This is a genomic window from Streptomyces mabaensis (assembly GCF_053763515.1).
The window spans coordinates 1-23,663 of record NZ_JBSOPZ010000050.1; the positions used below are offsets into that span (position 1 = coordinate 1).

The window sequence follows — 23,663 nt, forward strand, 5'->3', positions numbered from 1 at the left end:
GAGACCGAAGTGGCCTGACGTCTGGGGACGTTCGTCTGTACACAACTGGGGAGCTAAGGCCGTACGCCGACACTGGACGCCTGCGGACGCCGCATGGACGGCAAGACCGCGTCGGGGATCGGTCATCGCCAGGAAGCGGGCGATCTTCCATCAGGCGCTCGGCTTCGCGGTCGATGCAGAGCTGTTGACAGAGAACCCGATTCCTGCGGTTCGGTGGAAGGCTCCGGAACGGGTGGAGGAGGAGGTAGACCCGGAGTGCGTACCGGACCCGGAGAAAGCCGCCGCGCTCCTGGCCGCGGTCCGTGCCCAGGGCTCGCGAGGACGACACCTGGAGGCGTTCTTCGGGTGCATCTACTACGCCGCCTTGCGGCCCGGTGAGACGGTCGGGCTGAAGCTGCGAGACTGCGACCTCCCCCGGCGCGGCTGGGGCATGCTGCGGCTCCGGGAGAGCCGAGCCCGCTCCGGAACGGCGTGGACGGACTCGGGCGAGGCTCACGACCGGCGAGGCCTGAAGCACCGGTCTCGGAAAGCCGTGCGGTACGTGCCTATCCCGCCGGAACTGGTCGCGCTGCTGCGCTGGCACGTGACCCTCTTCGGGACGGAGCCGGACGGCAGGCTGTTCCGGACGGCACGGGGCGGCATGGTGCAGGAGAGCGGTTACGGGGAGGTCTGGGCGCGCGCTCGCACGGACGTCCTGCCGCCCTGTGAGCTGGACACGAAGATCGCCAAGCGCCCTTATGATCTTCGCCACGCCGCTGTGTCCACATGGCTCAGCTCCGGTGTCGAACCGCAGCTTGTGGCGGAGCGCGCCGGCCACAGCGTCGCCGTGCTCTTCCGGGTGTATGCGAAGTTCCTGAAGGGCGGAGATGAGGCCGCGAACGCCAAGATCTCAGCCCGGCTTGGGCAGCGCGTCGCTCCGAATTGATGGAAGACCACGGTTGGCCCTGGCCAGTGGAAACGCTGTCCAGGGCAACCAGCTGAGCCATGCGCCGCAGCCGACTGGCCTCTGGATTCAAAGAGTGCAGGGGACAAAGCAGGAGCCCCGCCCACCTACGAGTGCTAGAAGGGAGTCATGGCTCTGCCCTTCACAAAGTCACAGATCGAGCGCTTGGGGAAACGTCTTGTGTCTGAGACGCCACCCACGGAGAGTGACCTTGACGCCTTGGCGCAGCTGCTCACCTGCTACGACGAAGCGCTAGCAACTACGAGCGACAGAGTCCGTGGACTCGGCTTCGATCCGACAGGTCGGCTGAAGAACACTGGAACGATCCTAGAAAAGCTGAGGCGTCACGGCGGCTCGTGGCTCAAGAGCATCCAGGACCTCGCGGGTCTGCGGCTGGTTGTGGACGGAGGGCGTCAGAGACAGGACGAAGTTGTCGAGTCGGTTCGTGGCGAGTTCGAAGGTGGTGAGCGAGCGCCCAGAGTGGTAGATCGGCGTGCCGAACCAAGCCAGGGCTACCGTGCAGTGCACGTCATCGTTTACGTCGGCGATCTTCCTGTAGAAGTCCAGGTCCGTACGACCATGCAGCACGAGTGGGCAGACCTCTTCGAGAAGCTCGCGGACCTCGTCGGTCGCGAAATCCGATACGACGACACACCTCAATTCTCCTGGGTAGTCGGATTGGAAGAGCTCAGAGCCGCCCGTCCGGAGTTTGGAGAGGTACTGGATGAGACTCTCGCACAGGCGTATGACGTCAAGGAGAAAATCGCGACCGTCGTTGAGATCATGATTACTCTCAGTGACCAGATTGCCACATGGGAAACGGAAACCTCCTGGTCCCCTGAAGCCCGCATGGTTTTCAAGCGGGCGCTGGAGGAGGCTCTGACCAACTTGCTGAGCGTGATCAGGTCCCTACCGAACCTGGCGGGCTTGCCCTGGGCTGATACGTTGGAGCCATGACCAACGTGCTTGTGGTGTATGACCGCGCTGCGGGCCGCCTGCTCCAAGAGCGGGAGTTTGAGCGCCGGCAGGACGCCTTGGCTGCTCGCTTCACAGCCGAGAGGTGCCACAAGAACGACGCCAACATCGAGGTCGTTGTACTGGTGGCCCAGAACCGATCGGATCTCTTGCGGACTCACGCCCGCTACTTCTGCTCCGTGGACGATTTGGCAGCGCAGCTGGCCTAGCAACGCCTGTCGGCCCTCTTCTCCTCAAGCCTCCGCAACCCCACTGTTGCGGAGGCTTGATGCATGAGACCTGAGGCTTCCCTATGGCCGTGGGGCCATTGAGCGTATGTGGGGAGCAGAGGCCCAGAGGAACCGACAGTGTCGCGGCACGACTCGCACCACAGGGAGAGCACAGAAGTACCGTCAACAGCTCCGAGGTGCTTCGCAACCCGTTCAGCTGCGAGGCAGACGCCCTCGGCGCCGTCCACGCCCCGTCCACAACGGCTGGTAGAGAGCGTGACGGAGAGAGGCAGAGCGAGACAGTGCCCCAAAATGGGGCACCAACGCGAACGGCTCCTCACCTGCGTTTCCGCAGGTGAGGAGCCGTTTTCATCGCGTGGCGGCGCCAGGATTCGAACCTGGGTAGGCTAAGCCGACGGATTTACAGTCCGCTCCCATTGGCCACTCGGGCACACCGCCATGGGACGTCGCCGATGGAAGGACCGCTGTGGGGCGGACGCTCCGTGGCAACGACGTAAACGATACCCGATGCCCGGGGGTGCTTCGCCACTGGATTGATCAACGCTCGGGTCGGGCGTGGTGGCTAGGCTTTGCCGTGTACTTCACTGAGCAACCGCACCCGATTTCAAGGAGCCACAGGACATGGCCGACTCCAGTTTCGACATCGTCTCGAAGGTCGAGCGGCAGGAGGTCGACAACGCCCTCAACCAGGCCGCCAAGGAGATCTCGCAGCGGTACGACTTCAAGAACGTCGGCGCCTCGATCGACTGGTCCGGCGAGAAGATTCTGATGCAGGCGAACTCGGAGGAGCGGGTCAAGGCCATCCTCGACGTCTTCGAGACCAAGCTGATCAAGCGGGGGATCTCACTGAAGGCGCTGGACGCCGGCGAGCCGCAGCTGTCCGGCAAGGAGTACAAGATCTTCGCCTCGATCGAGGAGGGGATCTCGCAGGACAACGCGAAGAAGGTCGCCAAGATCATCCGCGATGAGGGCCCGAAGGGCGTCAAGGCGCAGGTGCAGGGCGACGAGCTGCGGGTCAGCTCGAAGAGCCGGGACGACCTCCAGGCCGTGCAGGCACTGCTGAAGGGCAAGGACCTGGACTTCGCGATCCAGTTCGTCAACTACCGGTGACGAGCGCCGGGGACCGCCGCCGGGACGCGCGCCGGTGACGGCGACGTGTACCGGGGACGCCTGAGCCGGGGCGGGGGTGCGGATCGACGTACCGCCGCCCCGGCTTCGTCACACCGGGGTCTCGGCGCTCTCCGCGCCCTGGCGCCCGGCCCAGGAGCCCAGGGTCGTGGCCAGTTGGGCGCGCGAGCGGATGTCCAGCTTCTGGTAGATGCGCGTCAGCCGCGCCTCCACGGTCTTAACGCTGAGGTACAGCTTTGCCGCGGCTTCCTGGTTGCTCGCGCCCTGCGCGACCAACAGGGCGAGCCGCTGCTCGGCCTCGGTGAGGGCCGACAGGGCGCCGCCGTGCGCCGGCGCCGACTCCACCCGGGACGGGGTCTCGGAGGCCAGTTGCAGCCACGGCGCCGCGGCGGCCCGTTCGAAGACCGCGGCGGCGGACTGCAGCGCGGCCTGGGCCGACGCCCGTCTGCGGCGGCGGCGTTCGACGCGGGCGAGGGCGACCAGCGCCCGGCCCTGCTCCAGCGGCAGCCCGGCCGCCTCGAAGCGCGCGGCCGTCTCGCCCAGCAGCCGGACGGCCTCCCCGGCTTCACCACCGGCCGCCAGATACAGCGCGTACGCACGGTCGCAGCCGATCAGCACCGTGCCGCGCCCCAGTCGTTCCGCCACCGGACGCACCTCGGCGAGCAGGGCCGCGGCTTCTTCCGGTGCGTCGTTGGCCAGCAGCGCCTCGGCCAGTTCCTCGTGCCAGCGCAGCAGCGAGGGGTCGATGGTGCCCTGCGCCCGCTCGCCCTCCTGGACGCGGCGCAAGGTGTCCAGCGCGTTCGCGACGTCGCCGGTGATGAGCTGGACGCGTCCCAGCGCGTACAGGTTGCGGGAGAGGAAGACGTGGTCGCCCTCGTCCTCCGACGCGCGGGCGCCGCGCCGTGCGTAGCTCGCGGCGCGCAGGAAGCTGCCGCCGGCGGTCTCGGCGAGCGCCACCGCGTACCACGCGGGGCCGGGCGAGAGTCCGGCGTCGAGAGTCTGCGCGAGCGACCGGCCGGCGTGCGAGAGGGCTGCCGTGCAGTGCCCCTGCCGCGCCTCGACCTCGGCGAGCGTGTGCCGGATCTCGATGGCATCCTCGACCGGCCCCCTGCGCTCGACCAGCGGGAGGAGGGCGTGCAGCTGGGTGCGGGCTTCGGTCAGCCGGTCGTCGAACAGGGCGTGGCGAGCGGTCAGGATCTGTGCGGAATTGTGGATTCCGAGTGGTCGCTCGGCCATTTCGAAGGCCCGCGCCTCGGCGAGGACCGGCTCGGCCTCCGGCGCGCCGAGGCAACGGTCCTGCCTGGCCCGTACGGTCAGGGCGTCGGCCGTCGTCCGGTGGTCCCCCACCGTGGCGGCGAGGGCGGCGGACTCGACGGCCGCGGCACGCGACCGTACCGGGTCGCCATCGGCCAGTACGTACTTCCAGGCGAGCCGGAGGTGGACGGCCGCCTGGAGGGCGGGGTCGCCGGCCGCGTCCTCCATGGCGTGTACGTACACCTCGTCGAGGTCGCAGAGCCCCTGCCCGGCGGTGTCCAGAACCGCGAGTCGGGCGCGTACCCGGTCGGCCGGGGAGTTGTCACGGGCCAGGATCTCGGTGGCGGCGCGCAGGGCCAGGTCCGCGCGGGCGGCGCGGGCGGCTTCCCCGGCCGCGTCGACCAGCCGGGCGAGCCGCTCGGCGGCGAGGTGTACGGGGGTGGACTCGGCGGCCAGCAGGGCGAGTTCGGCGGCGAGCGCGCGGCGCCCGCGGCGGCGGGCGGCCTCGGCCGCGGCGGCGACCTCGGCGGCCAGCTCCTCGTCCGGAGCGTCGGCGGCCAGGGCCCGCTGCCGGGCCGCTTCGACGGGGTCGTCGGCGGCGCGGGCCAGGGCGGCGTGGGCCGCGCTGCGCTCGGTCCAGCAGGCGTCGTGGACGAGGGTGGTGGGCAGGACCCCGGCGGTGAACGCGACCGTGCCGTCCTCCTTGAGGGAGATCAGGTTGGCCCGCTCGGCCGTGGCCAGGTCGGCCTCGGCGTCGAGCCGGCCCGCGCGACGGATCAGCGAAACGGTAGGGCCGAGAGCGAGGGCGGCCAGCAGGAGGGTGCCGCGGATGGCGGGCGGTGCGGCGGCGAGCATCTGCCGGGCGAGATCGCGGGCGCGGCCGGACAGCGGCAGCGCCTCGGCGTGGTGGACGCGGGGGTGCGCCTCGGCGAGGGAACGGCCGACGGCGAGCGCGAGCCGGGGGTTGCCACCGCTGGCCTGGTGAATACGGCCGGCCAGCCGCGAGGGCAGCCGGTGGTGCACGAGCAGTTCGGCGACCTCGTCGGCGTGCAGGGGCGGTACGAGCAGCACGTGGGCATCGGCGGAAGGCCAGAGGGGCTCGGGCGGCGAGACGCCGTCCGCCGGGCGCGGCGGGGGCCACTGCTCGGCGCGGGCCCGGGGAGGACCGCCGGCCCGGCTGGAGGCGGGGTCGGTGGGCCGGCCGCCCAGTACATCGCCGGCCTGCCCGCCGGCCCCGCCGCCAGGCCGCCGGCCGAACCAGTACGCGGACCCTCCCTCGCGCCGGCCGACGGCCCCGCCTGCGGGCCGGCCCTCGGTGTCGGCTGAAGCGCCGGCCCCGGCCGTGGGCCGGATCCCGTGGGGCTCGCCGGGCAGCATGCCGGACCCGCCCGTGGGCCGGTCTTCGGTGGGCCGAACTTCCGTGCGCCGATCTTCGGTGGGCTCGGCGGGCGCAGTGCCGGCTGCACCTGCGGCCCGGCCCCCGGCGCGCTCCCCGAGGGCCATGCCGGCGCGTTCTGCGGCCCAGCCCTCGGCGCGCTCGGCCGGCGGCGTGTCGGGCCGGGCCGCAGCGTGGTCGGCCAGTGGCGTGTCGGGCCCGGCTGCGCTGGGCTCGGTCAGTGGCGTGTCGGGCAGGGCTGCAGCGTGGTCGGCCAGCGGCGTGTCGGGGCGGGCTGCGCTGGGCTCGGCCAGTGGCGTGTCGAGCCGGGCTGCAGCGTGCTCGGCCGGTGGCGTGTCGTGCCCGGCTGCGCTGGGCTTGGCCCGTGGCGTGTCGGGGCGGGCTGCGCTGGGATCGGCCGGTGGCGTGGTGGGGGGCTCCGTGGGGGCGCTCCGGTGGTCGGCGGCGTTTGCGTGCGCGCCGCCCGTGGGTGTTCCGGACGGGCGGCTGCCCGGTCCGGAACCGGTTCCGGAGCCGGAACGCTGGGCCGGCACGGTCGCTGTCGGAGCCGGGTCGGCCGGCGCCGGCGATTCCACCGCAATGACGCGCAGTGACGGCGGGGCGAGTTGGAGACCGAAGCGGAGGAGGTCCGCGCTGTCCGGGTCCAGGCGCTGTACGTCGTCCACGACGAGCAGCGCCGAGCCCGTACCGGTCAGCGCCCGCAGGACCTGGGCGAACGCGAGCCGCAGGGCGATGGGGTCCCAGCCCCGCGCGGGCGTCGGCGCCTCCCGGCACAGCATGGCGACGGCCGTGCGCTGCGGCCCCGGCAGGCTCTCCACCGCGGCGGCGGGCACCGAGGCGAGGAAGGCGGCGGCGGCCGCGCCGGGTATGTGGCGGTCCGCCGTCTGCGGGGCGAGCCGGACGACCGTCTCGCCGCGGGCCTCGGCGCGCGCGGCGGCCGCCATCGCGACCTCGGTCTTACCGACGCCCGCCGCGCCGGTCAGCACCGCGCGGCCCCGGGCGTGCAGCATTGCTTCGAGACGTACCAGCAGGTCGTCCCGTCCGACCGGCGTGTGGGGGTACGCCGTCGACTCCACGTACCACCACCACCCTTTGGCGTGCCCGCAGACCGCGCGTTTCGCGTGTTAGCGAGCAGAAGATACGAAGTCTTCGGTCAGAGTCCAGGCTTGTCCGGCATACGGACGCGGCGGTCGACGGACGCGCAGCGGGGCCTGTCGGCAGTCTCGCGCCGACAGGCCCCGTTGACCAGGGTTTTCACATGTGATCCGGTCCGGACGGATCCGGAATCAGAAGGTGAGGCTCCAGGAGTCGATGTAGCCGGTGTCACCCGAGTACACATCGCGGACCTGCAGCTTCCAGGTCCCGTTGGCAACCTCGCTGGAGGCGTCGACGGTGTACGTCGCGAGGACGTTGTCGGCGCTGTCCGAGCTGGAGGAGGCCTTCAGGTTGCGCACCGTGCCGTCCGGGGCGACCAGGTCGATGACCAGGTCCCCGCGCCAGGTGTGCTTGATGTCCACGTCCACCTTGAGCGCGGCGGGCGCGTTGCCGGTGCGGCCGGTGACGGCGATCGACGAGCTCACGTTGGCGCCGGTGTCCGGGATGTTGACATTCGCGGCGTTGGTGAAGGTCGTCCCACCGGGGGGTGTGGTGCCGGTGACCGCGTTCACCGTCTTGGTCGCGTCGGCGATACCGGCGCCGCAGCCGCCGGAGCACGTGCCCGGCAGCGGACGGGCGTTGCTCTTGATCGCGGACTCGATCTGGGCCGGGGTCAGCGTGCTCTTGGCCGACTTCATCAGCGCGGCGAGGCCGGCGATGTGCGGGGCGGCCATCGAGGTGCCCTGGTAGGGCTTGTAGTTCTCGGTGGACTGCGTGGTGGTGCCGGAGTTCAGCGTGGAGAGGATGCCGTTCTCGGGCGTGGTGACGGTGCCGGGCGTGTCCGTGCCGCGGCGGGTCTCGCCGCCGGGGGCGGAGACGTCGATGCTGGTGCCGTAGTTCGAGTAGAACGAACGGTTGCCCTCACGGCTGGTGGACGCCACGTTGATGACGTTCGCGCAGTTGGCGGGCGTGGAACCGGAGGCGTTGGCGTTGCTGTTGCCGGCCGCCACGACGACCGTGGTGCCGCGGTTCACCGCGCCGTTGATGGCGTTCTGGTAGACGCTCGGGCAGGTGGAGCTCGCGCCGCCGAGGCTCATGTTGATGACCTGGGCCGGGTTCGGGTTGGCCGGGATGCCCGGGACCGATCCGCCGGACGCCCAGGTGATCGCGTCGGCGATGTCCGACGACGAGCCACCGCACTTGCCGAGCACACGGACGTGCTGGACCTTCGAGTCGTACGCGATGCCCGCAACGCCCTTGGCGTTGTTGGTGGTCGCGCCGATCGTGCCCGCGACGTGCGTACCGTGCCAGGACGAGTTGCCCGCCTTGGAACCGAAGCCGCACTCCCCGTCGGTGGCGTTCCAGTCGCCCTCGTCCTTGGGGTTGCTGTCCCGGCCGCCGCCGTCACGCGCGTCGGTGGAGCTGGAGATGAAGTCGTAACCGGAGATGGTGCCCGCGCTCAGGTCGGTGTGGGCCGCGTAGCCGGTGTCGATGACGGCGACGGTCACACCGCTGCCGGTGGTCTTGTCCCAGGCGCCGGGTACGTTCATGCCGCCGGTGGCCTCGAAGAGGTCCCACTGCTTGGCGTACTCGGTGTCGTTCGGGGTGACCGCCATCGCGTACGCGCGGATGTCGGGCTCGACCGATGCGACGGCCGGGTCGGCGCGGAAGGCGTCCATGACCTCGGCGAGGTCCTGCTTGGAGGCCTCGGCACCGAGGTCGACCAGCGCGGAGCCGCCCGCGAGCCGGCGCTCGAACGAAAGGTCCTCGCCGGTCTTCTTGCCCTTAGCGGCGGCGTCACTCTTGGCCGCCGAGTTCGAAGTGGCCTCCGCCTCCTTGGACTTGTAGGTGACGATGACCTTCTCGACCGGTGCGGTCGGCAGCTTGGTCAGGGACTGCGAAGCCGGCGCGGGCTTCGGAGCGGGGGTCGCGGCCAGTGCCATGGAGGACGTGGCAGCCACACCGACGATCGTGGCGCTCGCGGCCACGACGGATATCAGTCTTCGCCTGGAACCGTTCAAGGTGTTCCCTTTCAGGGTCTCCGGGGTTGCCGGAGCAGCTGACGGTCGTTGCGCGGCGAACGGCGGGGGAGCTGTGGTTGGGGTGTGGGGATTGCTTGCCACAGCTCCCCGGGGCTGGGTTGCCCACTTGCCGCCGCCTACGCGACGGCCCCGGGTCAAGGGCCGCCACCGGCTGAGCTCATGTAATTCCATGCACCTGACAAGCGCGCTTCTCACCGTCGCTGGGGAGCGATGGGGAGGTGGGGCTGGGCCGGACAGGTAGCGAGAACAACCGGTGGGCAGACAGTAGGCAACCGCGAGATGAAGCCGATACAGGGAAAACCCTTGTTCGACAGGGGAAAACGCTGTCATGCCGCAGCGGCATGAATTCTTCAGTGGATCCGACAACACCGCCCGCTCCCAATCAGGGGCGAAACGGGCGCAGTTGGACCGGACCAATGGTGGAAGGCTCAGCCGCCCGCCCGGCCGCGCAGCTCAGTAGGCTGCGGCACATGACTCAGGAACTGCGCCGGACGCTGGGAGTGTCCGATGCGGTCGTGATCGGACTGGGGTCGATGCTCGGGGCGGGAGTCTTCGCCGCCTTCGCGCCCGCCGCACGCGCCGCCGGGTCGGCCCTGCCGGCCGGGCTGGCCCTGGCCGCCCTGGTCGCGTACTGCAATGCCATGGCGTCGGCACGGCTGGCCGCCCGCTATCCGGCCTCCGGTGGCACATACGTGTACGGGCGGGAGCGGCTCGGCGCGTTCTGGGGCTATCTGGCCGGCTGGGCGTTCGTGGTCGGGAAGACCGCGTCCTGCGCGGCGATGGCGCTGACGGTCGGGACGTACGCATGGCCGGAGCAGGCGCACGCGGTGGCCGTCGCGGCCGTGGTGGCGCTGACCGCCGTGAACTACGCGGGCGTGCACAAGTCCGCCCTGCTGACGCGGGCGATCGTCGCCGTGGTGCTGGCGGTGCTGGCGATGGTCGTGGTCGTCTCGCTGAGGTCGGCGGCGGCGGACTTCGGCCGTATGACACTGGACCCGGCGGAGTCGGGGGGCGTGGCCGGTGTGCTGCAGTCGGCCGGACTGCTCTTCTTCGCCTTCGCCGGGTACGCGCGGATCGCCACGCTGGGCGAGGAGGTGCGGGATCCGGCACACACCATCGCACGCGCGATCCCACTGGCGCTCGGCATCACGCTGGTCGTGTACGCCGCGGTGGCCGTGGCGCTCCTCTCCGTACTGGGGGCGGACGGGCTGGCGGACGCGACGGCTCCGCTCGCCGACGCGGTACGGGCGGCGGGGGCGCCGCAGCTGGTCCCGGTGGTGCGGGTAGGGGCGGTGGTCGCCGCGCTGGGGTCGCTGCTCGCGCTGATCCTCGGCGTGTCGCGGACGACGCTGGCCATGGCGCGGGACGGCCATCTGCCGGGCGCGCTCGCCGCCGTACACCCGCGGCGTCAGGTGCCGCACCACGCGGAGCTCGCGGTGGGCGCCGTCGTGGCGGTGGTCGCGGCCACCGCCGACGTACGCGGGGCGATCGGCTTCTCGTCGTTCGGCGTGCTGGCGTATTACGCGATCGCCAACGCCTCGGCCTGGACGCTCGGTTCGGGCCGGGCGCTCGGTTCGGGCCGGGCACTGGCGGCGCTCGGGCTGGTGGGATGCGCGGTGCTGGCCTTCGCGCTGCCGCTCTCCTCGGTGGTGGCCGGGGCTGCGGTACTGGCCCTGGGGGCCGCGGTCTTCGGGCTGCGGAGGATCAGGCGAGGACGACCTTGATCTTCTGCTCGGCGAAGAAGGCGAGGATCTCCTCGAATGTCATCGAGCGGTTCGTCAGCGGGGCGACGCCCAGGCAGCGACGGGCGACCTCCGCGTCGTGCCACACCAGGGTGAACGGCCAGCGGACCCCGAAGTCGCCGCACAGGCAGTCGGCCAGGGAGTCCAGGCACCAGCCGAAGTACGTGCCCGGGCCGTTCATCGCCTCGCCAAGCGCGCAGTAGAAGCCCGGCAGGTCGGTGACATGCCGCCCGTCGAGGTGGTACGTCCCGCCGGGCGGGGCGTCCGGCGTGCGGCGGCTCTCGCGGTTGCCGAGCGCGGCGGCCCGCCAGGCCGTGCGCGTGGCTGTGTCGAACGGCGCCCAGAGGTTGGGCTCGGCCGGCGGTCCGGCGAACCAGAGTTCATGGACCGCCCGGGCGGCCGACGTGGGCCGGTCGACGTCGGGGTCGACCGTCAGATCGAACAGTCCGGCGCCGAGGGCGGAGGGCGCCCAGGCGTCCACATACACGGAGACCCAGTCCTCCTGGATACAGCGTCCCTTGGCATCGAGCGCGCCCAGATAGACGCCGCCGAGGTCGAACTCGGCTCCGGACCCGAGCGCGGCGAGCAGCCGGCCGCGCGGCTCGCAGCCGAGCAGCCGCAGCGGTGGGTCCTCGGGCCGGGGCTGCTTCTCCCCGACCAGGGCCACTTCCCGGCAGGTTCCCCAGAGCTCGTTGTCCCGGGCGGTCAGGCAGAAGCCGGGGGACGGCGCCGGCTTCCCCGGTATCTCGGTCTGCTCCTCGTGTCCCGCGTCCCAGCACTCCAGGAGGCCCTCGACGGTGATGTCGACGAGGGTGGAGTCCTCGGCGCACGGCCGTGCGCCGAGGACCAGTACGTCGCCGAGGTACCAGTAGTCGTCGGGGTGGCCGTCGGTCGGCTCACCGTGGCGGTCGGCGGGGAGGGTGGTGAGGAGGCCGAGGGGTGCCGAGCCGTCCTGCTGTGCCTGGGCCACCGCTTCCCGCAGCCGTCCCCGCGGGGCGCAGCCGAGGAGTTCGTACCGCTCGCGGGCGGCCGGCTGCGGATCGGCGAAGTAGCCCTCGGCCTCGCGGCACAGGGCCAGGATCTCGTATCCGTCGTCGGTCTCGCCCAGCAGCTGGAATCGCGGCTGCGGGGTCACCGGGCGGCGAAGGGCTGGTCGGTCGGGACGATGTCGCGGCCCAGCGGCAGCAGCGAGATGGGGATCATCTTGAAGTTGGCGATGCCGAACGGGATCCCGATGATCGTGACGCACAGCGCGATGCCCGTGGCGATGTGGCCCAGCGCCAGCCACCAGCCGGCCAGGATCAGCCACAGGACGTTGCCCACGAAGGACGGGGCGCCCGCGTCGTGGCGCTCGACCGTCGTATAGCCGAAGGGCCACAGCGCGTAGACGGCGATACGGAAGGCGGCGATGCCGAACGGAATGCCGATGATGGTGATGCAGAGGACCAGTCCGGCGAGGCAGTAGGCCAGGAACAGCCACAAGCCGCTCAGGACCAGCCAGATGAGGTTGAGGATTGTCTTCACGGGCGACGGCCTGCCATCTGCTCGAGCCGGGCGATGCGCTCGGCCATGGGCGGGTGGGTGGAGAACATCTTGGACATGCCCTGACCGGGCCGGAACGGGTTCGCGATCATCATGTGGCTCGCCGTCTCCAGCCGGGGCTCGGGCGGCAGCGGCAAGCGCTTCGTACCGGCGTCGAGCTTACGCAGAGCACTCGCGAGCGCCAACGGGTCGCCGGTGAGCTGGGCGCCCGAGGCGTCCGCCTCGTACTCCCTGGAACGGCTGATGGCGAGTTGGATGACCGACGCGGCCAGCGGGCCCAGGAGCATGATCAGCAGCATGCCGAGGAGACCAGGACCCTCGTCGTCGCTCGACCGGCCTATCGGGATCAGCCAGGCGAAGTTGACCAGGAACATGATCACCGAGGCGAGGGCGCCGGCGACCGACGAGATCAGGATGTCGCGGTTGTAGACATGGCTGAGCTCATGCCCGATGACGCCGCGCAGCTCGCGCTCGTCGAGTATGCGCAGGATGCCCTCGGTGCAGCACACCGCGGCGTTGCGCGGATTGCGGCCGGTGGCGAAGGCGTTGGGCGCCTCGGTCGGCGAGATGTAGAGCCGGGGCATGGGCTGGCGGGCGGACGTGGAGAGCTCACGGACCATGCGGTAGAGCTCGGGCGCCTCGAACTCGCTGACGGGGCGGGCCCGCATGGCGCGCAGCGCGAGCTTGTCGCTGTTCCAGTACGCGTAGGCGTTGGTGCCGAGCGCGACGAGAAGCGCGACGATCAGGCCGGTACGCCCGAAGAAACTGCCGATCACGATGATGATCGCGGACAGTCCCCCGAGGAGTACGGCGGTCTTCAGCCCGTTGTTCCGGCGGTGCACGGTACGCCCTCCAAATGGTGCGGCAGGGGACCCTTTGCGTGAGGGGCTTCCACGGTTCGGTGGACCCGTTCCAGTGGACCCTTCCTTCCTGGTCAACGCCAGGCGAGGAGCGCTGGTTCCCCGGTGCGTACCGGAGGAGGTTGCCCCGGACGGGTGATCCGCCGGGTCGTACCGCCCGCCCGGGCCTAGAAGAGCGCGGTGGAGGCGAAGCGGAGCACCAGCTGCGGGGCGCCGGAGACGACCAGACCGACGGCGGCGGTGAGCGCGATGGTCAGGGTGATCGGCGCGGGCACGCGGTGCCGGACCGGTGCCGGGACCGGTGCCGGCTCTCCCTCGGCCGCGGCGGCGGGCTCCGGGGCGCGGAAGAGGACCGCCGTCCACTTCAGGTAGTAGTACAGCGCGATCACGACGTTCACCGCCATGACGACCGCGAGCCAGCCGAGGCCCGCCTCGACGGCCGACCGGAAGACCGTGACCTTGGCGAAGAGACCGATGATGCCGGGCGGCAGGCCGGCCAGGCAGAGCAGGAAGAAGCCCATCGCGAGGGCCGCGAGCGGACTGGTGGCGTACAGGCCGCGGTAGTCGCTGATGCGGTGCTGGGCGTGCGTACGGGCGACCAGTGCGGCGACGGCGAACGCGCCGAGGTTCACGGCGGCGTACATCAGGGCGTACGCGACGGTGGCGCCGATCTGGTCGCGGTCCGTGTACGCGGCCGCCGCGATCGGGACCAGCAGATAGCCGGCCTGGCCCACCGAGGACCAGGCGAGCAGCCGCACGGCGCTGTTGGCACGGGTCGCGGACTGCCGCAGGGCGGCCACGTTGCCGACGGTCATGGTGAGGGCGGCCAGTACGGCGACCGCCGGCCCCCAGACGTCCGCGTACGCCGGGAACGCGATCACCGTGACCAGGACGAGGCCGGTGAAGCCCACCGCCTTGCCGATGACGGAGAGGTACGCGGCGATGGGCAGCGGCGCGCCGACGTAGGTGTCGGGGACCCAGAAATGGAACGGGACGGCGGCGGTCTTGAAGGCGAAGCCGACGAGGGTCAGCGCGACACCGGCCATGGCGAGCGTGTCGAGCCGTTCGGGCACGTCGTACAGCCGGTCGGCGACCTCGGTGAGGTGCAGGGTGCCGGTGGCCGCGTACACGAAGCTGACGCCCATGAGCGTCACGGCGGTGGCGGCGACGGAGGACAGGAAGAACTTCAGCGCGGCCTCGGAGGAGAGCCGGTTGCCGCGCCGCAGGCCGACCAGCGCGAACGCGGGCAGCGAGGCGACTTCGAGGGCGACGACGAGGGTCGCCAGGTCGCGGGAGGCGGGCAGCAGGGCGGCGCCGGCCGCGGAGGAGAGCAGCAGGAACCAGTACTCCCCGGCCGGGAGTTCGAGGTCCTTGACCGCGGTCAGCGAGAGCAGCGCGGTGGCCAGGGCGCCGGCCAGCACCAGGAACTGGATGGCGAGCGTGAAGTGGTCGGCGGTGTAGCTGCAGACATTCGCGTCGGCGGTCAGGCAGAAGGTGGAGCGGTCGCCTCCGCGCAGCGGTACGAGCGCCACGACGGCGGCGGCCAGGCCGGCCACCGACGCCCAGCCGAGGAGGGACTTGCGGTGCTCCGGTACGAAGAGGTCGGCGACCAGGACGAGCAGGCCGACGGCCGCGGCGATGGTCGGCGGCGCGATCGCGAGCCAGTCGACGGACTGGACCAGGCTCGCGGCGGACGTGGCGTCGGGCGTGCCGGTCGTGGCTACCGCGGTCGCCGTCATGAGTTGCCTCCAGCGAGGAGCTTCTGCACAGCCGGGTCGGTGAGGCCGAGGAGGGCCGCGGGCCAGAGTCCGGCGAGGACGGTGAGGGCGACGAGCGGGGTCCAGGCGGCGAATTCGTAGCTCTGGACGTCCGCGAGCTGCGGAGGGGCTGCCTGCTCGTGCCGGGCCGTGTCGCCCATGCAGACGCGGCGTACGACGACGAGCAGGTACGCGGCGGTGAGCAGGGTGCCGAGGCCGCCGATCGCCATGAAGGTGAGGAAGGCCGGGCGGCTGAGCCCGTCGGCGGGGTCGAACGCGCCGAACAGCGCGAGCATTTCGCCCCAGAATCCGGCGAGGCCGGGGAGACCGAGGGAGGCGACGGCGCCGAAGGCGAGGAGCGCGCCGAGGCGCGGGGCCTTCCCGTAGAGGGCGGCTCCGGTGGCGCCGGCGAGCGCGTCGAGGTCGGTGGTGCCGTACCGGTCCTTGAGCGCGCCGACCAGGAAGAAGAGCAGGCCGGTGATGAGGCCGTGGGCAATGTTGGCGAACAGCGCGCCGTTGACTCCGGTGGGGGTCATGGTGGCGATGCCGAGCAGCACGAAGCCCATGTGGCCGACGGAGGAGTACGCGATCAGGCGCTTGAGGTCGCCCTTGCCGCCCTGCCGGGCGAGAGCCAGGCAGGCGAGGGACCCGTAGATGATGCCGACCACCGCGAAGGCGGCGAGGTAGGGAGCGAAGGTGAGCATCCCGTCGGGGGTGACGGGGAGCAGGATACGGACGAACCCGTACGTACCCATCTTCAGCAGCACGCCGGCCAGCAGGACGGAACCCACCGTCGGGGCGGCGGTGTGGGCGTCCGGGAGCCAGCTGTGGAGCGGCCACATCGGGGTTTTGACGGCCAGTCCGACACCGATCGCGAGTACGGCCAGGAGCTGGGTGGTGTGGGTCAGTCCGCGGCCGTTGTCAGTGGCGAGTGCCACCATGTCGAATGTGCCGCTTCCCAGCCCGATGAGAAGCAGGCCGAGCAGCATGACCACGGAGCCGAGCAGCGTGTAGAGGATGAACTTCCAGGCGGCGGACTGCCGCTGGTCGCCGCCCCAGCGGGCGATCAGGAAGTACATCGGGATGAGGACCATCTCGAAGGCGAGGAAGAACAGCAGCAGGTCGAGGACGGCGAAGGTCGCGAGGGTGCCGGACTCCAGAACGAGCAGCAGGGCGACGAATGCCTTGGGTGACGGGCCCGAAGGCATCTTGAAGTAGCTGTAGAGCGCGCAGAGGAAGGTCAGCAGCGCGGTCATCACGAGGAGGGGGAGCGAGATGCCGTCGACACCGAGGTGGAGCCTGACGTCGAGCGCCGGGATCCAGCTGATGTCGGTCGTAGCCTGCATCTTCGAGGGCTGGTCGTGGTCGAAGCCGAGCGCCAGGACGATGGTCGCGGCCAGGATCACGCCGGTGACGGTGACGCCGTGGCGGAGGACGGCCTGGTCGGGGCCGGAGCCCTTCAGTCCGGGCGGGGCGGGGAGAAGGGCGGCCGCGGCGCCGACGAGCGGTCCGGCCACGATCAATGCCAGAAGGAACTGCATCACGGATTCGCTGATATCAATCACGGCTCACGCTCCGGCGGCGACGAGTACGGCGGCGATCGCCAGGACGACGGAGCCGGCGAGCAGGGCGCTGAGGTAGGTCTGCACATTGCCGGTCTGGGCGCGGCGGACGACCGCCCCCAGCAGGCGGGGGCCGGTGCCCGCACCGCGTACGTACGTGTCGACGACCTCGCGGTCGAGGAAGCGGACCAGTTCGGCCGCCGCACGGACGGGGCGTACGAACAGCGCGGAGTAGACGGCGTCCACATGGAAGGCCGCGGCCGCGTGACGGTGGAGCGGGCCGAGGAGGAGCCGGCCGGGATCGGCCGGGTCGGGGGCGGACGCGATGTCGCCGTAGACGGGCTCGTGACTGGCGATGGCTTCCGCTTCGGACACGGCGGGTTCGGCCTCGGGGTGGGCCGCGACCGCGCCGAGCGGGCGGCGGACGGCGATCGCGGACGTGTGCCGCCACGCCGCGTACGTCATCAGTCCGCCGACCAGGGCGACGCCCGTGCCGAGGACGGAGGTGGTGAGGGTCGGGGTGAGCGCGTGGCCGTCGAACCAGCCGGCGAGGTAGCCGGCGGTCAGGCCGAAGCCGAGTGAGGGGAGGGCGAGGAGCCAGAGCACGCCGGTCATCGCGAGCGGCTGCCTGCCGTGGTCGGCGGCCTCGGGGCCGGTGCCGCGGAAGGCCAGCAGCCACAGGCGGGTGGCGTAGGCGGCGGTGAGGAGGGCGGTGAGGAGGCCCGAGACCAGGACGGTCCAGCCGGCGGCGCCGGGGGCGATCTCCGATTCGCCGAGGGCCGCGTGTTCCGCGGCGACGAGGACGGATTCCTTGGAGAAGAAGCCGGCGAACGGGGGGATCGCGGCGAGGGCGAGCAGGGCGATCGTCATCGTCCAGTACGCGTCGGGGATGCGCTTGGGAAGGCCGCTCATCCGGGACATGGCGGCCAGCGAGTTGGTGCCGGCGGCGTGGATGATCACGCCCGCCCCGAGGAAGAGCAGCGCCTTGAACGCACCGTGCGAGAGGAGGTGGAAGACGGCAGCGCCGCGTTCGCCGACGGCGAGGGCGCCGGTCATGTAGCCGAGCTGGCCGACGGTCGAGTAGGCGAGGACGCGCTTGATGTCGTCCTGCGCGAGGGCGGCGAGCGCTGAGCCGACCATCGTCACCGCCGCCATGACGGCGAGCACGACCAGCGCCGCGGCGGAGGCCGCGAAGACAGGGAGGAGCCGGGCCACGAAGTAGACACCCGCGGCGACCATCGTCGCGGCGTGGATCAACGCGGAGACGGGGGTCGGGCCCGCCATCGCGTCGGGCAGCCAGGTGTGCAGCGGGAACTGCGCCGACTTGCCCGCCACGCCCGCGAGGAGCAGCAGCGCGATCAGGGTGGGGTGGTCGAGGCCGCCGTCGGCGACCGTACGCAGGATGCCGGTGATCCGGAACGTACCGGCGTCGGCCGCCAGTGCGAACAGGCCGAAGAGGAAGGGGACGTCGCCGAGCTTGGTGACCAGGAACGCCTTGAGGGAGGCGGCGCGGGCGACCTCGGTCTCCCAGTAGTGGCCGACCAGGAAGTACGAGCAGATGCCCATGATCTCCCAGCCGACCAGCAGCACCATCAGGTCGCCGGAGTAGACGACCAGCAGCATCGCGGAGGTGAACAGCGAGATGAGAGCGGCGTACGACGGGTAGCGCGGGTCGTCGCGCAGGTAGGCCGTCGAGTAGATCTGCACGCAGGACGCGACGATCCCGACCAGCACCGCGACCAGGACCGCGAAGCCGTCGAGGTGCAGGGCGAGTTCGATGGGGACCGAACCGGTCGGCGTCAGTTCGGTCGCGGCGTCGATCGCCTTGCCGCCGCCCTGCCGGGCGGCGACGACGGCCGCGAGCACGGCCGCGGCCAGGACGGGCAGCACGGCCAGCGGCCGGACGAAGCCGGGTGCCTTGCGGCCGAGGAGCAGTCCGGCCGCGGCGCCCAGGAAGGGAAGGAGGGGGACGAGGACGGCGAGGGTCGTGGTGGTCACGCGGCGACCTCGGAATCAGCGGACTCGGCGGTGTCGCCGTTGTCGGCGGTCTCGGCGGTGTCGCGCAGCTTGTCGATGTCGGCGGTGCCGCGGTTGCGGTAGACCATCAGCACGATCGCCAGACCGATGCCGATCTCCGCGGCGGCGATGGCGATGGTGAAGAGGGTCAGCGCCTGGCCGGCGTGCAGCGCGTCGCGGAGCCAGACGTCGAAGGCGACCAGGTTGAGGTTGACGGCGTTGAGCATCAGCTCGACGGACATCAGCACCAGGATGGAGTTACGGCGCGCGAGCACCCCGTACAGACCGGTGCAGAAGAGGAGGACCGCGAGCACGGCGGGATAGGCGAGGTGCATCAGCGCTGCTCCTTACCGCTGCTGTTGCCGTTGGAACCGCTCTGGGCACCGCGCTGGGCACCGCTCTCGGCACCGCTCTTGCGGGACAGGACGATCGCCCCGACGAGGGCGGCGAGCAGCAGCACGGAGAGCGCCTCGAAGGGCAGCACCCAGTGCTGGAAGAGGATCTCGCCGGCCACCTTGGTGGAGCCCTGGGCCGGTCCGTCCAGGTCGATCCAGGTCGTACGGAACGCGTCCACGACCACCCAGACGAGCGCGGCCGCCGCGGCGAGGGCGACGCCGAGCGCCACCCAGCGGTTGCCCGAATCGGCGTCCGGGGAACGGCCGATGGGGGCCCTGGTCAGCATCAGTCCGAAGAGGAGGAGGACGACGACGGAACCGACATAGATGAGGACCTGCACCCAGGCGACGAACTCCGCCGTCAGGAGCAGGTACTCGACGGCGATCCCGCCGAGTGCGACGACCAGCCAGAGGGCGGCGTGCACCAGCTGCTTGGTCGTGACAGTGATGACGGCCGCGCCGAGTGTCGCGATGCCGACGAGAAGGAACGCGATCTCGACGCCGGTGGGGGAAAGGAAGCCGTGCTCGGTGGCTGCTGCCGCGGTGGTCGCCGCTGTGGTCACTGCGAGAGTCACGCCTCCCCCTCCTGCTCGTTCTGCTGCTCGTTCTGCTGTTCCTGCTGCTGGGCTTCGAGCTTCTCCGCCGCCTTGCGGGCCGCGGCGATCTCCTTCGGCTCCTCGGCGCCCGGGTCGAGCGCGGGCGGCGCGGGCACGGTCCACATCCACTCGCGGAGCTTGTCCCGCTCGTGGGTGAGGTCGTGGATGTCCGTCTCGGCGTACTCGAACTCCGGCGACCAGAACAGGGCGTCGAAGGGGCACACCTCGATGCAGATACCGCAGTACATGCAGAGGGAGAAGTCGATGGCGAACCGGTCGAGGACGTTCCGGCTGCGCTCGCGGCCCCCTGGGGCGGCGGCCGGGACCGTCTCCTTGTGCGAGTCGATGTAGATGCACCAGTCCGGGCACTCGCGTGCGCAGAGCATGCAGACCGTGCAGTTCTCCTCGAACAGGCCGATGACACCCCGGGTGCGGGGCGGGAGTTCGGGCTGGACGTCCGGGTACTGGGCGGTGTGCGACCGCTTCGTCATCGTCCGGAGCGTGACGGCCAGGCCCTTGGCGAGGCCGCTGCCGGGGATCGGGGCCATTACTGGATCGCCACCTTCACGATGCCGGTGAGCGCGATCTGTGCGAGCGCGAGCGGAATGAGCACGGTCCAGGCGAGCTTCTGCAGCTGGTCCTCGCGGAGCCTGGGGTAGGTGACGCGCAGCCAGATGACCCCGAAGGCGAGGACGGCCGTCTTCAGCAGCGTCCAGACCCAGCCGAGGCCGTCGGCGCCCCAGGGGCCGTGCCAGCCACCGAGGAAGAGGACGGTGGTCAGACCGCAGAGGACGACGATGCCGGCGTACTCGGCGAGCAGGAAGAGCGCGAAGCGGAGGCCCGTGTACTCGGTGTACGCACCGAAGATGATCTCCGAGTCGGCCACCGGCATGTCGAACGGCGGGCGCTGGAGCTCGGCGAGGCCGGCGGTGAAGAAGACCAGGGCGCCGACGATCTGCCAGGGCAGCCACCACCACTCGAAGGCATTGAGGATGCCGGGGAGGGAGACGGTGCCGGCCGCCATCGCGACGGAGGCGGCGGCGAGCAGCATCGGCAGCTCGTACGCGAGCAGCTGCGCGGCGGTGCGGAGCCCACCGAGCAGGGAGAACTTGTTGGCCGAGGCCCAGCCGGCCATGAGGCTGCCGAGCACTCCGACGCCCATCACGGCGAGCACGAAGAAGATGCCCGCGTCGACGACCTGGCCGACCGCGCCCTCGCTCGGGCCGACCGGGATCGCGATGAGCACGAGGAGGTACGGGAGCAGGGCGACGGCGGGGGCGAGCTGGAAGATGCGGCGGTCGGCGTTGGCCGGGACCACGTCCTCCTTCTGCGCGAACTTCACGCCGTCGGCGACGAGCTGGGCCCAGCCGTGGAAGCCGCCGGCGTACATGGGGCCGAGACGGCCCTGCATGTGGGCCATCACCTTGTGCTCGGTCTGCCCGATGACGAGCGGGAGCACCAGGAAGACGGCGAAGACGACGATCAGTCGCAGGGCGACGTCGAGGGCGTCGTTCACTCGTCGCCTCCAGCGGCTTCCCGGTCGTCACCCGGCCGGTCCTGGGACCGGGTGTCTTTCTGTACGTCGTCATCGGCGTCGTCGAACGCGGGGCGCGGGTTGTGCCAGGGCGCGTCCGCGCTGCGCGCCGGGCGCGCCGGTGCCGGCCCGTCCGCCGGGCGCGCCGGTGCCGCGGCGGAAGCGCCGGGCTCGCGGTCGCCCGGCTGGGACGCGGGCGCCTTGTCCGCAGCGGCCTCCGGGCCACCGGCTTCGGTGCCGGCCGCGGGCTGCTGCGAAGCCGAGCCCTCGGCCGTCGTACGCGCCCGGCGCGCGGGCGCCTGTGCCGTCGCGGCCTCCGGGGTATCCGCTTCCGTGCCCGCCGCAGACTGCTCGGGTGCCGGGCCCGGATCCGCCGGGGCGTCGGTCGGCGGCTGCTGCGAAGCCGAACCCTCCGCCGCGGTCCGCGCCGCGGGCGTCGGGGTGGTCGGGGCCCCGGGGGTACCGGCATCCGTGCCTGCCGCGGACTGCTGCGAAGCCGAACCCTCCGCCGCCGTACGCGCCCGGCGCGCGGGCGCCGGAGCCGTCGCGGCCTCCGGGGTGGCGGCTCCCGTGCCCGCTGCAGGCTGCTCGGGTGCCGGGCCCAGGTTCGCCGGGGTGTCGGTCGGCGGCTGCTGCGAAGCCGAACCCTCCGCCGCCGTGCGCGGACGCCGCGCGGGCGCCGGGGCCGTGGCGGGCTCCGGGGTGGCCGCTTCTGGGGGGGCCTCGGCCGGAGGGTGCTGGGATGCCGAGCCGGCGGCCGCCGTGCGGGCGCGACGTGGGGTCGGCTGGGCCGCCTCGGGCGTCGGGGTACCCGCCGCGCTGCGCGCGCCGCGGGCCGGGCGGTCGCCTGCCGGGCGCGCAGCGCGGGCCGGGCGGGCGGGAGCCGGGGGTAGCTGGCCCTTCAGCGGGCCCCATTCGTTCGGGTCCGGAACGCCCGGCGGCAGCATCTGGCGCCGCTTCGGGCCGCCGTGCTCCGACTCGCCGGGCTCCTTCGCCCCGGGCCACGCCTTCGCGACCCGCGCGGCCAGCACGAAGTCCTTGCGCAGCGGGTACCCCTCGAAACCCTCGGGGAGCAGCAGCGGGACCAGGTGCGGGTGGCCGGTGAAGGTGACACCGAACATCTCGTACGTCTCGCGCTCGTGCCAGCTCGCGCCGGCGTAGACGTCCACGGCCGACGCCAGCGAGGGGGAAGTGTGCGGGACCGTCGTACGCAGCAGCAGGCGGCGGACCGCGCCGGCCTCCAGCGAGGCGACGTGCGCGCAGATCCGGAAGCCCGTGCCCGGCTCGTCGACCGCGCTCAGCCAGTCGAAGTACGTACAGCCCAGCTTGTCGCGCGCGATCTCCAGCGCCGTAATCCAGAATCCGGACGGCACGTCCACCGTGAGGAGGTCGTACGTCCGCTCCGCCGTGGCCTCCGGCGTGAAGATCTCCGTCACCGCGTCCGGCAGGCTGTCGTACAGGTTCACCGAGGTCACGGGGTGCCCTCCCCCGGACTCGACGGAGTCGCCGGGCTCGACGGAGTCCCCGGACTCGACGGAGCCGGCGGCGGCGTGACCAGACCGCTCCGCAGCGCGGCCGCCGACGGCCGCGCACCGACACCGGCGTCACCGCCCGCGCCCGCGGCCGGGGCCGCGTACCGCTCACCGAGCGACTCCCGGGCGATCTTCTCCTGAAGCTTCAGAATCCCCTGGAGCAGCGCCTCCGGCCGCGGCGGACACCCGGGAACGTAGACGTCGACCGGGATGATCTGGTCAACGCCCTTCGTCACCGAGTACGAGTCCCAGTACGGCCCGCCGCAGTTGGAGCACGCGCCGAAGGAGATGACGTACTTCGGCTCGGGCATCTGCTCGTACAGCCGCTTGACCGCCGGGGCCATCTTGTCCGTCACCGTGCCGGAGACGATCATCAGGTCCGCCTGGCGCGGCCCGGGCGCGAACGGGATCACGCCGAGCCGGATGAAGTCGTGCCGGGCCATCGACGCCGCGATGAACTCGATCGCGCAGCAGGCGAGCCCGAAGTTGAAGACCCACAGGCTGTAGCGGCGGCCCCAGTTGAGGACCACCTTCATCGGCTCCGGAGCCAGCCGGGAGAGCACTCCCAGACGCTTGGGCTCCGGCAGCAGCTCGGGCTGAGAGGTCGGGGTCACGTCCATTCGAGGACGCCCTTCTTCCATGCGTACAGCAGACCGACGGCCAGGAAGCCGAGGAAGATGAACATCTCCACCAGCGTCGTGGCGCCGTATCCGGCGGCGGCGAAGACCGTCGCCCACGGGAACAGGAAGATCGAGTCGACAGCGAAGATCACGTAGAGGAAGGAGTACACGTAGTAGCGGACCTGGGTGTGCGCCCAGCCCTCGCCGACCGGGTCCACTCCGCACTCGTACGTGAGCATCTTCTCGCGCGTCGGCACCACCGGCCGCAGCAGCCGGCCGGCTCCGAAAGCGACGGCAACGAACACCACTCCGACAAGAGCGATCAGTCCGACGACCGAATAGCTCTCGAAGTAGTCGGCCGCAAGCACGGTCACGGTCGGTTCCGGCACGTCCGCCCCTCGCTCCCTGGCCACTGTGTCGACGATCTGTACGGACGGGAGTCTA

Annotated in this window: 20 protein-coding genes and 1 tRNA gene; 5 read left to right on the forward strand and 16 right to left on the reverse strand. The window is 71.3% G+C overall.

The window, feature by feature from the left end; translation table 11 throughout:
- Positions 1-232: 232 nt before the first annotated feature.
- The 3 genes from ACWV17_RS30875 (at position 233) to ACWV17_RS30885 (ending at position 2,127) form a co-directional block, all read left to right on the forward strand.
- The gene (locus ACWV17_RS30875) at positions 233-925 is read left to right on the forward strand and encodes a hypothetical protein (protein WP_455362261.1); all 693 of its coding nucleotides are present in this window, start codon (positions 233-235) and stop codon (positions 923-925) included.
- 147 nt (positions 926-1,072) lie between these two features.
- Positions 1,073-1,900, forward strand: coding sequence for a RelA/SpoT domain-containing protein (locus ACWV17_RS30880; RefSeq protein WP_455362262.1), 828 nt, complete (start codon positions 1,073-1,075; stop codon positions 1,898-1,900).
- Positions 1,897-2,127 (forward strand): hypothetical protein, encoded by a 231-nt coding sequence (locus ACWV17_RS30885; protein WP_455362263.1) that lies wholly within the window; start codon positions 1,897-1,899, stop codon positions 2,125-2,127. The genes ACWV17_RS30880 and ACWV17_RS30885 overlap by 4 nt, the downstream gene beginning before the upstream one ends.
- Before the next feature lie 377 nt (positions 2,128-2,504).
- On the opposite strand, the gene ACWV17_RS30890 is transcribed toward ACWV17_RS30885, so the two are convergent.
- Positions 2,505-2,586: transfer RNA gene (locus ACWV17_RS30890), tRNA-Tyr, on the reverse strand.
- A 183-nt stretch (positions 2,587-2,769) separates the two neighbouring features.
- Between ACWV17_RS30890 and ACWV17_RS30895 the strand changes: the two genes are divergently transcribed.
- The gene (locus ACWV17_RS30895; protein WP_254372653.1) at positions 2,770-3,258 is read left to right on the forward strand and encodes a YajQ family cyclic di-GMP-binding protein; all 489 of its coding nucleotides are present in this window, start codon (positions 2,770-2,772) and stop codon (positions 3,256-3,258) included.
- Between the two features lie 108 nt (positions 3,259-3,366).
- Here the strand turns inward: ACWV17_RS30895 and ACWV17_RS30900 are convergent, their stop codons facing one another.
- Both ACWV17_RS30900 and ACWV17_RS30905 read right to left on the reverse strand, forming a co-directional pair.
- A complete protein-coding gene (locus ACWV17_RS30900) occupies positions 3,367-6,936 on the reverse strand; it encodes an AAA family ATPase (RefSeq protein ID WP_455362283.1) in 3,570 nt (1,189 codons plus the stop codon).
- Between the two features lie 276 nt (positions 6,937-7,212).
- Complete coding sequence (locus ACWV17_RS30905) at positions 7,213-9,009, reverse strand: S8 family serine peptidase (protein WP_455362284.1); 1,797 nt, start codon at positions 9,007-9,009, stop codon at positions 7,213-7,215.
- Between the two features lie 524 nt (positions 9,010-9,533).
- On the opposite strand from ACWV17_RS30905, the gene ACWV17_RS30910 reads away from it, so the two are divergent.
- On the forward strand, positions 9,534-10,787 hold the full coding sequence (locus tag ACWV17_RS30910; protein WP_455362264.1) for an APC family permease: 1,254 nt from the start codon (positions 9,534-9,536) through the stop codon (positions 10,785-10,787).
- On the opposite strand, the gene ACWV17_RS30915 is transcribed toward ACWV17_RS30910, so the two are convergent.
- The 13 genes from ACWV17_RS30915 to ACWV17_RS30975 form a co-directional block, all read right to left on the reverse strand.
- Complete coding sequence (locus tag ACWV17_RS30915) at positions 10,768-11,940, reverse strand: barstar family protein (protein ID WP_455362265.1); 1,173 nt, start codon at positions 11,938-11,940, stop codon at positions 10,768-10,770. The two genes, ACWV17_RS30910 and ACWV17_RS30915, sit on opposite strands and share 20 nt — an antisense overlap.
- Positions 11,937-12,329, reverse strand: coding sequence for a YccF domain-containing protein (locus ACWV17_RS30920; RefSeq protein ID WP_455352393.1), 393 nt, complete (start codon positions 12,327-12,329; stop codon positions 11,937-11,939). The genes ACWV17_RS30915 and ACWV17_RS30920 overlap by 4 nt, the downstream gene beginning before the upstream one ends.
- Positions 12,326-13,189: a zinc metalloprotease HtpX gene (gene htpX, locus ACWV17_RS30925; protein ID WP_455352392.1), complete on the reverse strand. Its 864-nt coding sequence runs from the start codon at positions 13,187-13,189 to the stop codon at positions 12,326-12,328. Before htpX ends, ACWV17_RS30920 begins: the two co-directional genes overlap by 4 nt.
- 185 nt (positions 13,190-13,374) lie before the next feature.
- Positions 13,375-14,946, reverse strand: coding sequence for an NADH-quinone oxidoreductase subunit N (locus ACWV17_RS30930; RefSeq protein ID WP_455362266.1), 1,572 nt, complete (start codon positions 14,944-14,946; stop codon positions 13,375-13,377).
- Positions 14,943-16,529, reverse strand: coding sequence for an NADH-quinone oxidoreductase subunit M (locus ACWV17_RS30935; protein WP_455352390.1), 1,587 nt, complete (start codon positions 16,527-16,529; stop codon positions 14,943-14,945). Before ACWV17_RS30935 ends, ACWV17_RS30930 begins: the two co-directional genes overlap by 4 nt.
- Before the next feature lie 3 nt (positions 16,530-16,532).
- Positions 16,533-18,524: an NADH-quinone oxidoreductase subunit 5 family protein gene (locus ACWV17_RS30940; RefSeq protein WP_455362267.1), complete on the reverse strand. Its 1,992-nt coding sequence runs from the start codon at positions 18,522-18,524 to the stop codon at positions 16,533-16,535.
- Positions 18,521-18,877, reverse strand: a complete 357-nt coding sequence (nuoK, locus tag ACWV17_RS30945) for an NADH-quinone oxidoreductase subunit NuoK (protein WP_455362268.1) — start codon at positions 18,875-18,877, stop codon at positions 18,521-18,523. The genes ACWV17_RS30940 and nuoK overlap by 4 nt, the downstream gene beginning before the upstream one ends.
- Positions 18,877-19,512: an NADH-quinone oxidoreductase subunit J family protein gene (locus ACWV17_RS30950; RefSeq protein ID WP_455362269.1), complete on the reverse strand. Its 636-nt coding sequence runs from the start codon at positions 19,510-19,512 to the stop codon at positions 18,877-18,879. The genes nuoK and ACWV17_RS30950 overlap by 1 nt, the downstream gene beginning before the upstream one ends.
- A complete protein-coding gene (locus tag ACWV17_RS30955) occupies positions 19,509-20,081 on the reverse strand; it encodes a NuoI/complex I 23 kDa subunit family protein (RefSeq protein WP_455362270.1) in 573 nt (190 codons plus the stop codon). Before ACWV17_RS30955 ends, ACWV17_RS30950 begins: the two co-directional genes overlap by 4 nt.
- Positions 20,081-21,049, reverse strand: a complete 969-nt coding sequence (locus ACWV17_RS30960; protein WP_455352385.1) for a complex I subunit 1/NuoH family protein — start codon at positions 21,047-21,049, stop codon at positions 20,081-20,083. The genes ACWV17_RS30955 and ACWV17_RS30960 overlap by 1 nt, the downstream gene beginning before the upstream one ends.
- Positions 21,046-22,542 carry an NADH-quinone oxidoreductase subunit C gene (locus tag ACWV17_RS30965; RefSeq protein WP_455362271.1) on the reverse strand — a complete coding sequence of 499 codons (1,497 nt, stop codon included), beginning with the start codon at positions 22,540-22,542 and terminating at the stop codon, positions 21,046-21,048. Before ACWV17_RS30965 ends, ACWV17_RS30960 begins: the two co-directional genes overlap by 4 nt.
- Positions 22,539-23,219: an NADH-quinone oxidoreductase subunit B gene (locus ACWV17_RS30970; RefSeq protein ID WP_455362272.1), complete on the reverse strand. Its 681-nt coding sequence runs from the start codon at positions 23,217-23,219 to the stop codon at positions 22,539-22,541. Before ACWV17_RS30970 ends, ACWV17_RS30965 begins: the two co-directional genes overlap by 4 nt.
- A complete protein-coding gene (locus tag ACWV17_RS30975; protein WP_455352382.1) occupies positions 23,210-23,608 on the reverse strand; it encodes an NADH-quinone oxidoreductase subunit A in 399 nt (132 codons plus the stop codon). The genes ACWV17_RS30970 and ACWV17_RS30975 overlap by 10 nt, the downstream gene beginning before the upstream one ends.
- Positions 23,609-23,663: the final 55 nt, after the last annotated feature.

Bases quoted from the DNA above. Each gene is read 5' to 3' on its own strand.
- ACWV17_RS30880 (WP_455362262.1), top strand. From the start codon at position 1,073: ATGGCTCTGCCCTTCACAAAGTCACAGATCGAGCGCTTGGGGAAACGT.
- ACWV17_RS30885 (WP_455362263.1), top strand. From the start codon at position 1,897: ATGACCAACGTGCTTGTGGTGTATGACCGCGCTGCGGGCCGCCTGCTC.
- ACWV17_RS30895 (WP_254372653.1), top strand. From the start codon at position 2,770: ATGGCCGACTCCAGTTTCGACATCGTCTCGAAGGTCGAGCGGCAGGAG.
- ACWV17_RS30900 (WP_455362283.1), bottom strand. From the start codon at position 6,936: ATGCTGCACGCCCGGGGCCGCGCGGTGCTGACCGGCGCGGCGGGCGTC.
- ACWV17_RS30910 (WP_455362264.1), top strand. From the start codon at position 9,534: ATGACTCAGGAACTGCGCCGGACGCTGGGAGTGTCCGATGCGGTCGTG.
- ACWV17_RS30930 (WP_455362266.1), bottom strand. From the start codon at position 14,946: ATGACGGCGACCGCGGTAGCCACGACCGGCACGCCCGACGCCACGTCC.
- nuoK (WP_455362268.1), bottom strand. From the start codon at position 18,877: ATGCACCTCGCCTATCCCGCCGTGCTCGCGGTCCTCCTCTTCTGCACC.
- ACWV17_RS30955 (WP_455362270.1), bottom strand. From the start codon at position 20,081: ATGGCCCCGATCCCCGGCAGCGGCCTCGCCAAGGGCCTGGCCGTCACG.
- ACWV17_RS30970 (WP_455362272.1), bottom strand. From the start codon at position 23,219: ATGGACGTGACCCCGACCTCTCAGCCCGAGCTGCTGCCGGAGCCCAAG.